Here is an 11,653-nt window from a genome sequence, read left to right on the forward strand (position 1 = left end):
GTTGATTTGCCGACACTCTTGCGCGGTTCGTGCCATTCCGGTCCGGCCGCCAGGACTTGTTCATCACCGAGATCTAGATCATGCCCACTCAATACCCAGGTCATATCGTCAAAGTCGGCGAAACCGATGTTGCTGTCGTCAAGGCGCTCAAAGCACGCCTGAATGCCGATTTGGGCATCGGCAGCGACCCCAGCCTGCGCTTGGACGAAACCGACGGCAATTACGGCCCCAAGATGCGCCAAGTGGTCAAGCTGTTCCAGGCCCGCAATGTTGACCCCAAAGGCCGGCCGTTGAAGCAAGACGGTGAGGTCGGCGCCATCACCTGGGCGGTCCTGTTCGGCCAGCAGGCGGCACAAAATCAGGCGCAGGCGATCGACCCCTTGTTGGCCGAACTGATCAAAGTTGCGCAAACCGAGGAGGCCAACAAGGTACGCGAACAACCGCGCAACTCCAACGGCGGGCCCGCGGTGGACGCCTATTTGGCCAGTGTGGGCTTGGGCACCGGCTTTTCCTGGTGCTGTGCCTTCACCTACTGGTGCTTCGAGCGGGCCGCTTCGAATTTAGGCCGCCGCAACCCCATGGTGAAAACCGGCGGCTGCCTAAAGCATTGGCAGGCCGCTCCCGGCAATGGTGCCAAGCTGATTGCCGCCGGCGCCGCGCTGGCCGATCCCGGGCTTTTGCGACCCGGCATGTTGTTCATCATGGATCATGGCAAAGGCCTGGGTCACACCGGCCTGATCGAATCGCTTGCCGGTGGCCTGCTGACCACCATCGAAGGCAATACCGACGGCAGCGGCACCCGCGAGGGTGGCGGCGTCTACCGACTGACCCGCAAAGTCGGCGAGATCAACAAAGGCTATATCGACTACGCCGGAGTGCGCTGAGCCTCCTCTTAAATTGGGGTCAGGTTCATTTAATTTCGAGCGCATGACGTCGCCCCGGCGTTTAAAAATGAACCTGACCCCAATTAAATGCCGCCCCGGCGTTTAAAAATGAACCTGACCACAATTAAATGAACCTGACCCCAATTAAAAAAGCAAGCCGGCTAGGGGCCGTCGCCGATGCCGAGCGCGCGTGCGCGCACCACGGCTTCCGTGCGGTTGCGTGCTTGCAGCGCCCGCAGGATGGCCGCGATGTGGATCTTCACCGTGCCATCGGTCAGGCCCAGCTCGCGCGCAATCAGCTTGTTTGGCAGGCCGCGCAGCAGGCCTTGCAGCACGTCGAGCTGGCGCGGCGTCAGGCCCGCTGTGTCGGCCTTGGCCGGCGGCAGCCCATCTTGGAAATCGGCCAGCACGCCGACGGGCACGTAAATGCCGCCGGCCTGCACCAGTCGGATCGCCTGCAGCAGCAGCTCGGGCGCGGCCGACTTGGGGAAGAAGCCGCGTGCGCCGACCGCCAGCACCGCCCGGATGGTGGGCGCGTCTTCCTGCCCCGACGCCACAATCATGGCCATGGCCGGAAAATTGCTGCGCAACCAACGCAGGCCGGCCAGCCCGTTCATGCCCGGCATATTCAGGTCGATCAGCGCCAGCAGCGGGTTGACGGCGGCGCATTGCGCCTGCACACCGGCAAAGTCTTGAGCCTCGTGGACGATGGCCAGCGCCTCGGCCCGCAGCATGGTGCGGCACAGCGCGTCGCGCACCAGTGGGTGATCGTCGGCAACCAGCACATTCATCGCGACTCCTCAGGTGTTGGGCCGGCGGCGCCGACCAGCCAGCTGCGCAGGCGGGCTGGTCGCACCGGTTTGCTCATGCAGGCAAAGCCGCTGGCTTTCATCTGTGCCAATTGTTCGGGGCTGGATTCGCCCGACACCAGCAGGGCCGGCACCGCGTCGGAGCAGGCCGCCCGCAGCATGTTGATGGCCTCGATGCCGGTGTGGCCGCCGCGCAGGCGGTAGTCGGCCACGATGGCTTGCAGCGCTGATGATATGCCATGTAGCTGCCGAATTACTTCGTCGGCGTCGGCACCGGCCAGCACCCGGCAGTCCCAGCGTTCGAGCAGCAGCTGCATGGCCTGTCGCACGTCCGGGTCGTCGTCGATGACGGCCACCACGCGCCCGGCGAGCTCATCCTGGCGGCCGTCGCTGATGCGCTGCGGCAGCGGCTCGGTGGTGCAAGGCAGCTCCAGCGCAAAGCGGCTGCCGCGGCCGGGCCGTGAAAACAGCGCCAGCCGGTGGCCCAGCAGCTGCGCCAAGCGGCGCACGATGGACAGGCCCAAGCCGAGTCCGGCGAGGCGGTCGCGCTCGGGATTGCCGACCTGGTAGAACTCCTCAAAGACACGCTCCTGATCGGCCAGAGCGATGCCGGGGCCGCTGTCCCAGACCTCAATCCGCCAGCAGCGCGACGGCGCCGCGCCGCGCACCCTGCAACTCAGCAGCACGCCGCCACTGCGCGTGTACTTGACCGCGTTGCCGAGCAGATTGCGAACAATTTGCTCGACCAGCACCGGGTCGCTGAAGGCGTGCAGGCCAGTCGGCGCGGGCGCCATGCGCACCGACAGCCGCAGCCCGCGCTCGGCGGCCGGCGCCGCGAACTCCTCGGCCAGCCGGTGCAGCAGCGGCGCCGGCGCAAAAGCCCGCAAACGCGGCGTGACCGCGCCGGCGTCCATGCGCGAGATGTCGAGCAGCGCGTTGAACAAGGTGTCCAAGGAGCCCAGCGAGGCCTTCATGCGCTGCACCAGCTCCAGCTGCGCGGGGTTCAGGTCCTCATCGACCAGGGCGGCCATGTACAGACCCAGCGCGTGCACCGGCTGGCGCAGGTCGTGGCTGGCGGCGGCGAGGAAGCTGGTCTTGGCACGGTTGGCCTGCTCGGCGGCCTCCTTGGCGGTGCGCATTGCCTCGACGGCGCCCACCAGCTCGGCGCTCTTGGCGCTGACGCGCTGTTCGAGATCGCGGTTCAGCAGCTCCAGCGCACGGCTGGCGGCGACGAAGCGGTCGATCAGCATCCAGGCGATCAACATCGCGAACAACAGGCCCGCGTACGGCATCAGGTAGACCGGATTGTTGTCTTCGCCGAGTTGGTGCACGGCCCTATCCCGCGCGCCAAACGCGACCGACAAGCCCGCCGTCAGCAACAACAAAGCGCCATCTACATTGCGTTGTGTCCAGGCATAGCGCGCCACTGCGGCCAGCCCGACCGCGGCCACGCCGACCAGGCCCAGCAGCCAAACCCCATGCGCTTGTGCGAGCGCGTCGCCGGCCTCGGCCGCGTACAGCAAGGGCGCTGCGGCCAGCGGCAGCGCGGCCAGCAGCTGCTCGAAACGGCGCCAGCGCCAGCCGGCAAAGCGCAGGCAGAAGGTCACCAGCATGGCGACGAAGAAGGTGTACAGCACCGTCCACCAGACGGTGTTGTGCAGCTCCGGCAGTGGCGGCGATGGCAGCACCGACCAGGCGTTGTGCAGAGCCATGCCCATCGCTCCGAGGCCAAAATAGCCATACAGCGCATCATGCCGCCGCGCCCACAGCAGCAGCACGCACAGCGCCAGGCTGGCGATCACCGCCGCCACGAAGGCCGGCCCGATCACCACCGCCAGCACCCGCATGTTGTAGCCCGGCAGCAGCGCCGCGCGCGGGCCTATGCTGATTGGCGACAGGCTGATCAGCGTGCGCCCGGCGGCGTCGACCTCCAGCAGGTTGTCACCCTGGCGCACGAACTCGACCGGAATGTCGATCAGGCGGATGCGGGCGAGGCTGCGCGGCAGCGGGGCCAGCGGGTCGGCCTGGCTGTCGTCCAGCAGATGGCCATTGAAATGAATGCGCGCATGCGCCCTCAGGCCGGGCACCAGCAGCGCCAGGCGCTGCGGCGGGTTTGCCAAGTTCAGCTTGAGCCGGTAAAGGGCGCGCAGCGGTGGCGTCGCATTGGACGGCGCCTGCAAGCTGTCCGGCAGCTGCACGCGGCTGCGCCCACCGCCACTTTCGCGTTCGGCCTGGCGCAGCTCGGTGACCGTGGGCGGCGCGTCCGCATGCGCCTGCTGCAGGGCCAGTACAAGCAGGACTCCGCCAAGACGGCGTGACCACAGGCTGAAGGCATGCATCGCAACACACATGGGCGCGATTCCACTGCAAGGCGCCGGACTTGGCAAGTGCGGCAGCGGCTTCATACAGCGCTCAGATGTATCAGCATGCCGGCGCCCGCCGACAGCGTGACCAGGCCGAAGCCGCAGCGCAGCTGCGCCACCGGCAGCCGGTGCGATAGCGCCACGCCGCAGGGTGCGCCCAGCACCGCACCGACGCCGATGCCGGCGGCCAGCAGCCATTGGGTGGGCCCCGCCTGAGCAGACAGCAGCAGCGCCGGCAGTGACAGCGACAGCAGGCCTCTGGCGCTGACCAGCAGGTTCAGCACGGTGCTATTGGCCACCGCGTGCTTCATCTGCAGGCCGCGCCGCAACAGGCAGGGCACGACGATCAAGGCACTGCCCAGCCCGGCGCTCGCTCCCAGGCCGCCGACCAAAAGGGCCAGCGGCGCGCCGGGCATCAGCGCAGCGCCGGCCGGCAGTGGCAGCGCCGGCGCGGCCACCCGCGCCGCCGGCAGCAGCATACGGAGCCCGCACCAGCTGGCATAGGCGATGAACAGCAGGGACAGCGCCTTGCCCTGCAGCTGCGTCGCCAGCAGCGCGCCGGCCGCGCTGCCGACCAAGGTCGCCGGCGCCATGCGGGCGGCCCAGGGCCAGTCGATGGCGCCGCGCCGGTGCTGCGCCCAAGTGGCGCTCAAGGTTGTCGGCAGCATGACGGCCAAGGCGGTGGCCACCGCCACCTCGGGCAGCGCCGCGTCGGCAATCCCCAGCGCCGGCAGGCAGGCATACAGCAAGGGCATCACCACCAAGCCGCCGCCTATGCCCAGCAGCCCGGCCAGCAAGCCCGAGGCGAGGCCGCCGGCGATACAGAACAGGACGGCGATTTCGGTAGTCATTCGGCGCTTTCGAAGTGCATCGCCCCAAGTGGGCTTGACTCTCCGACTTTAGATAAGCGCTGTTCCCGCCGTCATCGCACAGAAGGCAGGGGCGCTGCGGCCGTTTGGCCGATGCCGAATGGCAGTGGCGCCATCTGCCGCAAGGGAGACGCGCGCCTGCTTGGTTCTCTCTAGAGTTCAGCCATCGCTTGGATATCCAGGCAATTCAAGGAGAAACACCATGCCGGTCAGCTACGAAATTTATCCAGAAAAGCGTGAACTTTGCTGGCGCGCGTCCGATCCCAAGGGCAAGACCATTACCGTCGAAAATAAATATGATGGTATTGAAATATTAATCGAGATCGTGGGGCCAAATATTATCGGCAAAGCACACTTCGACTGGCATGCTGTGCCGAGATTTCCACTTAAACCCGGCAGGAAGTTCGACTTGACAGTCCGGCCGCCAGTCCCGGGCCCCGGCACCGGACCCACCATGGTTAACGTTCAGGTGCGTCTCTATGAAACCAATGGAGCTCTCATTGAAGACCGGCCCGTCAACTGCCACAACGACTGCGTGGCCCGGGTGACTTATGGCGACTTGGCGATCACCGGCTTCACCTTCAATCCACCCGGCAATGACCTGGCAGGAGAAGGGGAGTATGTCGAGATAGCAAATCTTACCGATCGCTCGATTGATATGACGGGCTGCGGACTGACGCAGCGCGTCTTTATGCAAAACCCAGCGCGCGAACCTTATCAGGAAAGCCTGGTTGTGTTTGCCGTAGATCCCGGTCGAATTGATTTCGGCTCGACTTGCATATTGGCTCCGAAGGCGACGCTGCGAATATTGACGCGCAGCATGGTTACGGGCGAGGGTGCGAGCACCACTCGATATTATTTGGGACGGGGTAACCCGATCTGGAACAATAGCGGTGATCGGCTCAGCGTAAAGAATGATTTCAATGATGTGTTGGCCAGTTTCGGCTATGGCAGTCAAGCCAACAAGGAGGCCAACCGTCCGGCCTTGCCGGCGCCCCCGGAACCAGATCCAACGCCAGCCCAACAAATTGTCTTCAGCACTGAATTCAATATAGATCCATTGATATCGATTGTCGATTCGAACAGCCTGTTTACATTGGAAGACGGTGATACCTTGACCATCTCCACCATCGAGGGAGAAATTGCACGCAGGTTTGTCGAGGAGGATGTGATCATGGCCGGCACCATCCGGTTGTGGACGGCCTCTCCCGAGTTCTTGCCCTCGGGTGAGCGATTGCTGATCTTGCCTCGACGCATTGGCGGGCTGGAGAATTCGCCCGATGTGGCGGGATGGCCTTTGCCAGGCGCCCCCGTCGGGGCCTTGATTGCGTTGATCTCCACCGCGAACAGCAGTAAGCCATTCGTGGTCGGTGCGGGATTCAAAGGCCAAGTGACTGTCAATGGCCCCACTGAGTTGCGGCTCGGCGTCAATGACAACGTGCCAGCTGGCAACCGCGGCCATTTTGTGGTCGTGGTGCGTGTCGAGCGATAGGCGCCCGATATTCCAGGGTGCCGAATTCGTCCGCGCGACCCAGTTTGCGGGGCCGGCTGGTGCAATTGCCTTTGCGTCCGTGGTGGTTGAGGCGCCACGAGCGCGGGCCGCTGGAGGCGCTGTGGGCCGGGCTGACCTATGGCCGCGCGGCCACCAGGCGCGACGAGAATCGTTCGCAGGAGGCGCGACGCCCCGCCGGGGAAGAAGGATTTGGAAGCTAGTATGGGTCAAACGCTGCATGGCCGTCATACTTGCCATGAAGCGCCTGCATTATTATGTCGGCGAGCTGTGTTTATTCTTGTTCAATTGAGTCCAACTCAGTCAATTTTCCTGCACTGATGACAATGAAAATCTATATGTTACGAATCAATAGAATTGCGCCGCTGCTGTTAACTTTGGCAATTGCTGGTCTCGATCCGGCGACTGCCTCGGCCAGCGCCAGCAATCCTGTCAAAACCCTCAAGCAGAACCAAGCGGCCGCGCCCAGTATCGGCGAGGCTGAGGCATTTTTAAGAGATGCTGAACAGCGTCTGGAAAAATTGAACAATGCGTCGAATCGTGCCAGCTGGGTCAACGAGACCTATATTACCGATGACACCGCGGCCATCGCGGCGCAAGCAGGTGAACAGGCTTTGGCCGCCGCCGGTGAGATCGCCTTGGCATCGCGCCGTTACAACGGCCTGCCTTTAGCGGCCGACAGTCAACGCAAATTGATGTTGCTGCAATTGAGGCTGAGTATCAGTGACGCCAAAGACCGCACAGAATATGCCCGCCTGGCGAGCGCCATGTCGGGTGAATATGGCATGGCTAAATACTGTCGTACGCCCGCTGATGCGAATTCTTGCCTGGATCTTGGGCAGTTGGAAGCCATCATGGCGACGAGTCGCGACCCGGTTGTGCTGAAGGATGCGTGGGTGGGCTGGCATCAGCAATCACTCAAATATAAGGACAGTTACGCGCAATTTGTGGCCTTGTCCAACAAAGGTGCCAAAGAGATGGGCTTTGCCGACACCGGATCAATGTGGCGCGCCCAGTACGATATGCCACCGGCCGCGTTTGCGGCCGAGGCTGAGCGTCTGTGGCTGCAAGTCAAACCGTTGTATGACTCTTTGCATATGTACGTGCGCCTAAAACTCCGCCAGACTTACGGCGCAGACATCGTTCCAAAAGAGGGTCCAATTCCCGCCCATCTGTTCGGTAATATGTGGAGCCAGTCTTGGGAAAATCTGTACCCGCTGGTCAAGCCGCCCGGCCAGCAGGCCTCCCTCGATGTCGGCCAGGTGCTGAAGGAGAAAAAGATCGATGCGCGTGCGATGGTGCAATTGGGCGAGGGTTTTTATACCTCCTTGGGTATGGAGAAACTACCCGCCAGCTTCTGGGCGAAATCCATGCTGACCAAGCCGCGTGACCGAGAGGTGGTGTGCCATCCATCGGCCTGGGACCTGGACAACTTGAACGATGTGCGCATCAAAATGTGCATCACGCCGACGACCGAAGATTTCCTGACGATTCATCACGAATTGGGTCATATTTATTACGATCTGGCGTATCGAAATCAGCCGTTTTTGTTCAAGGGCGGGGCGAACGGCGGCTTCCATGAAGCGATAGGTGATACCGTGGCCTTGTCGGTGACGCCGGCCTATTTGAATAAGCTAGGCTTACTCAATGAATTACCAGATACATCCCAAGACATCGGCGTCTTACTGTATCGTGCGCTCGACAAAGTGGCGTTCTTGCCGTTCGGCTATTTGGTCGATCAATGGCGCTGGAAGGTCTATGCGGGTGAAGCAAAGCCGCAAGACTACGATAAGGTCTGGTGGGAGTTACGTGAGAAGTATCAGGGCATCCAGCGTCCGGCCGCGCTGGAAGTGAATGGTTTTGATGCCGGTGCCAAGTATCACGTGCCGGCCAACACAGACTATGCCCAGTACTTTATCGCACATATCTTGCAGTTCCAGTTGCATCGTGCGCTATGCCGAGAGGCCGCTTATGTCGGCCCTTTGAATCGCTGCTCTATATTCGAAAGCAAGCAAGCCGGCGAAAAATATCAGGCCATGCTGGCGATGGGCGCGAGCCGTCCGTGGCATGAGGCGCTCAAGGCCGTTACGGGTGAAGAGCAAATGGATGCAAGCGCGATCTTGGATTATTTTGCACCTCTGAAAGTGTGGTTGGACGGGCAAAATGCGGTGTTGGAATAGTTCGCGCCGGACCAGCGGAGTTTCCAATCAGCAGGGGATATGTTCAGCGGGCCTGACCCAATACTGGTCGCGTTGCGACCTTGATCCCTTTCATCCCCTTCTTCTTGGTTAAGAAATAAAATGGGGTCAGGTTCAGAAATAAAATGGGGTCAGGTTCATTTAATTGCTGCCGTTGACTGGAAAAAATGAACCTGACCCCATTTATTCATACTGGTCTTTTGCCGCTCCCGGGGGCCTGCTCGACACAGTTGTTCACGCAGTCCTCGCAGCAGGGTTGAGGAACATATTCGCGCTTGCTTTTCAGAAGTAATTTCCAGTCAGCATCCGTATTTTCAGAAGTTATCCTCAGCTCAGATAAGCTGTATCTGAATCCACCGCAGCGCTACCTTCGGAGGTTTGGCACTCACCGTGAGATGCTTGCTTGCGGTACCGCCGCGCGAAGGATGAAATCGAATGAATCAGGCGACTGCGGATGGATCGAGACCTTGGTTGGCGCAGTACGGCACGGCCGTGCCAGCGCACCTACCACCCCCCGCGCATGCGAATCTGGCCAGCTTGGCCCGGGCGGTCGCGCAGCGCTTTGGCGAGCAGACCGCCTTCACCACGGTGATGCCCAATGGCATGTTTGGCTCGCTCAGCTATGCCCAGGTGGACGAGATGAGCGACGCCTTCGCGGCCTATCTGCGCGCCGTGCTCAAGCTCGACGCCGGCGACCGCGTCGCGCTGCAACTGCCCAATGGCTTGGCCTACCCGGTGGTGCTGCTGGGCATCTTGAAGGCCGGCTGTGTGGCGGTGAACACCAATCCGCTCTACACCCCGCATGAGATGGCCCATCAGTTCCGGGACAGCGGGGTCAAGGCGGTGGTGCTTGTCGATATGTTTGCCGACAAGCTGGAGCAGGTACTTCCGCTCTGCCCTGCCATCAAGCATGTGGTGTTGACGCGCATCAGCGAGTTCTTCCCGGCCCTGGTGGGCGGCATCGTTCATGCAGTGATGAAACATTGGAACAAGCTGATCCCGGCGCACAACTTGAGCGTGACCCGTCTGCCCGAGGCCCTGGACTTGGGCCGCGCCCAGCGAGTGGAGGTACAGAGTTATGCCAGCGGCTTGAACCACGACAGCCTGGCGCTGCTGCAATACACCGGCGGCACCACCGGACTGGCCAAGGGCGCGATGCTCAGCCATGGCAACTTGCTCTGGAATATGGCGCAGATGCGGGCGATGTGCGCCAGCCATCTCGAAGACGGCCGCGAGGTCGTGCTGACCGCGTTGCCGCTGTATCACATCTTCGCTTTCACGGTGAACTTCCTGTGCATGTTCGAGGCCGGTGCGCGCAACATCCTGGTGCCCAACCCGCGCCCGGTGCAGAGCCTGCAGCGCGCGTTCGAGAACTATCCCATCACCTGGATGACGGGCGTCAACACGCTCTACAACGCCTTGTTGAACGAAGAATGGTTCACCGCCTACCCGCCCAAGCATTTGAAAGCGGCCGGCGGCGGCGGCGCGGCCATGCACCATGCGGTGGTGACGCGCTTTGAGGCCGTCACCGGCGCACCGCTGGTGGAAGGCTACGGCCTGACGGAAGCCAGCCCGGTGGTCAGCTTCCAGCTGCTCAGCGCGCAGCGCCAGCGCGACAGCATCGGCGTGCCGGCCCCGATGACCGACCTGCGCTTGCTCGATGATGAGGGCGCCGAAGTCGCGACCGGGTCGCCCGGCGAGCTGTGGCTGCGCGGCCCGCAGGTCATGCAAGGCTATTGGCAGCAGCCGGCGGAGACGGCGGCCGTCTTGCGCGGTGGCTGGCTGCGTACCGGCGATGTGGCGGTGATGGACGCGCAGGGTACGTTCAAGATCGTCGACCGCAAGAAAGACATGATCTTGGTCAACGGCTTCAATGTCTACCCGAATGAGATCGAAGAGGCCTTGGCCGCCCACCCTCAAATCCTGGAGGCCGCAGTAATTGGCGTGGCGGATGCCAAAACCGGCGAAGCCGTCTTGGCTTTCGTCGTCCGCTTGGAAGAGAGCCTGAGCGAGCAAGCCGTGCTGGCCCATTGCCGCAGCTTGCTGACGGCCTACAAACTGCCGGCACGGGTCGAGTTTCGGTCCGAGTTGCCCAAAACGGCGGTCGGCAAGATCTTGCGGCGCGAACTACGCCCCGCTGCTTCACCCACACCCTCTGCCAAAGCCGGGAACTGAGCCATGTTGACCGATACCGAAACCCGTCTCTTGGGCGTGATGATGATGGTCATCATGCTGGGCATGGGCGCCAGCCTGACCTTCAAAGACTTCGCCATCGCGCTGCGTAAACCGGCGGGCGTGGGCATTGGCCTGGTCACCACCTATGTGCTGACACCGATGGTCGGCTATTTGCTGGCGACCGCGCTGAAGTTGCCGCCGGCCTATGCCGTGGGCCTGATTCTGATGGCCTGTCTGCCGGGCGGCACCACCAGCAATATCTTCAATTATTTCAGCAAGGGCGTGCTGAGCTTGTCGATCCTGATGACCATCGTCTCGACGCTGTTTGCGGTGCTGCTGGTGCCCTTGGCGCTGAAGCTGTTTTCATCCGGCATCGAGGGCGAATGGCAGATTCCGCCGGGCAATGTGGCGCAGGTGCTGGTGGTGCTGCTGGTGCCCACCGTGATCGGTATGCTTTTGCGCAAATGGAATGCCAATGTGGGCGCTGTCCTTGAGATGCTCGGCGGGCTGCTGGGCATCGTGGTGATTGTGTTTTTGATCGTGAGTTGGGTGCCACGCAATTTCGGCCTGTTGGCCACCACACCGGCCGAGGTCTATATCGGTGCCATCGGCCTCGGGCTGGTCGGCTTTCTGGTCGGCTATGCCTTTGCCCGCCTGGTGCGCCAAGACAAGCGCCGCAGCCGCACGATTGCCTTGGAAACCGGCATCCAGAACGGGCCGCTGGGCGTGCTGATCGTGCTGCTCACCTTCGAGGGCACCCGCCAGCAAGAGGTGCTGCTGATCCCGGTGCTGTACTCGCTCTTCATCGTGCTGACCAGCTCGGTGGTGACGATCTGGTTTCGCCG

Annotated in this window: 9 protein-coding genes; 6 read left to right on the forward strand and 3 right to left on the reverse strand. The window is 62.4% G+C overall.

The window, feature by feature from the left end:
• Positions 1–80: 80 nt before the first annotated feature.
• Positions 81–884 carry a CHAP domain-containing protein gene (locus RMO57_RS08300; protein ID WP_310385725.1) on the forward strand — a complete coding sequence of 268 codons (804 nt, stop codon included), beginning with the start codon at positions 81–83 and terminating at the stop codon, positions 882–884.
• Positions 885–1,045: 161 nt separating this feature from the next.
• Here the strand turns inward: RMO57_RS08300 and RMO57_RS08305 are convergent, their stop codons facing one another.
• From RMO57_RS08305 to RMO57_RS08315, 3 genes are read right to left on the reverse strand one after another with little or no spacing between them, the layout of a single operon-like run.
• Positions 1,046–1,675, reverse strand: coding sequence for a response regulator transcription factor (locus RMO57_RS08305; RefSeq protein ID WP_310385726.1), 630 nt, complete (start codon positions 1,673–1,675; stop codon positions 1,046–1,048).
• On the reverse strand, positions 1,672–4,044 hold the full coding sequence (locus RMO57_RS08310) for a hybrid sensor histidine kinase/response regulator (protein ID WP_310385727.1): 2,373 nt from the start codon (positions 4,042–4,044) through the stop codon (positions 1,672–1,674). The genes RMO57_RS08305 and RMO57_RS08310 overlap by 4 nt, the downstream gene beginning before the upstream one ends.
• 50 nt (positions 4,045–4,094) lie before the next feature.
• Positions 4,095–4,907, reverse strand: coding sequence for a sulfite exporter TauE/SafE family protein (locus RMO57_RS08315; protein WP_310385728.1), 813 nt, complete (start codon positions 4,905–4,907; stop codon positions 4,095–4,097).
• Positions 4,908–5,127: 220 nt separating this feature from the next.
• Here RMO57_RS08315 and RMO57_RS08320 point away from each other — a divergent pair, with 220 nt between their 5' ends.
• The 5 genes from RMO57_RS08320 to RMO57_RS08335 all read left to right on the forward strand — a co-directional run.
• Positions 5,128–6,417, forward strand: a complete 1,290-nt coding sequence (locus RMO57_RS08320; RefSeq protein ID WP_310385729.1) for a lamin tail domain-containing protein — start codon at positions 5,128–5,130, stop codon at positions 6,415–6,417.
• A gap of 59 nt (positions 6,418–6,476) precedes the next feature.
• The gene (locus RMO57_RS21990; protein ID WP_414896393.1) at positions 6,477–6,638 is read left to right on the forward strand and encodes a DUF418 domain-containing protein; all 162 of its coding nucleotides are present in this window, start codon (positions 6,477–6,479) and stop codon (positions 6,636–6,638) included.
• Between the two features lie 117 nt (positions 6,639–6,755).
• Positions 6,756–8,615 carry a M2 family metallopeptidase gene (locus RMO57_RS08325; protein ID WP_310385730.1) on the forward strand — a complete coding sequence of 620 codons (1,860 nt, stop codon included), beginning with the start codon at positions 6,756–6,758 and terminating at the stop codon, positions 8,613–8,615.
• Between the two features lie 453 nt (positions 8,616–9,068).
• Entirely contained in the window at positions 9,069–10,808 is a 1,740-nt protein-coding gene (locus RMO57_RS08330; RefSeq protein ID WP_310385731.1) for an AMP-binding protein, read from the forward strand.
• 3 nt (positions 10,809–10,811) lie between these two features.
• On the forward strand, positions 10,812–11,653 hold an 842-nt coding region (locus RMO57_RS08335; protein WP_310385732.1), incomplete at its 3' end, for a bile acid:sodium symporter family protein.

The organism is Roseateles sp. (assembly GCF_031397715.1).
GTDB lineage: Bacteria > Pseudomonadota > Gammaproteobacteria > Burkholderiales > Burkholderiaceae_C > Paucibacter_A.

What these genes read in the sequence shown, in the direction of transcription:
- RMO57_RS08300 (WP_310385725.1), top strand. Translation starts at nt 81, where the DNA reads ATGCCCACTCAATACCCAGGTCATATCGTCAAAGTCGGCGAAACCGAT.
- RMO57_RS08305 (WP_310385726.1), bottom strand. Translation starts at nt 1,675, where the DNA reads ATGAATGTGCTGGTTGCCGACGATCACCCACTGGTGCGCGACGCGCTG.
- RMO57_RS08310 (WP_310385727.1), bottom strand. Translation starts at nt 4,044, where the DNA reads ATGTGTGTTGCGATGCATGCCTTCAGCCTGTGGTCACGCCGTCTTGGC.
- RMO57_RS08315 (WP_310385728.1), bottom strand. Translation starts at nt 4,907, where the DNA reads ATGACTACCGAAATCGCCGTCCTGTTCTGTATCGCCGGCGGCCTCGCC.
- RMO57_RS08320 (WP_310385729.1), top strand. Translation starts at nt 5,128, where the DNA reads ATGCCGGTCAGCTACGAAATTTATCCAGAAAAGCGTGAACTTTGCTGG.
- RMO57_RS08325 (WP_310385730.1), top strand. Translation starts at nt 6,756, where the DNA reads ATGACAATGAAAATCTATATGTTACGAATCAATAGAATTGCGCCGCTG.
- RMO57_RS08330 (WP_310385731.1), top strand. Translation starts at nt 9,069, where the DNA reads ATGAATCAGGCGACTGCGGATGGATCGAGACCTTGGTTGGCGCAGTAC.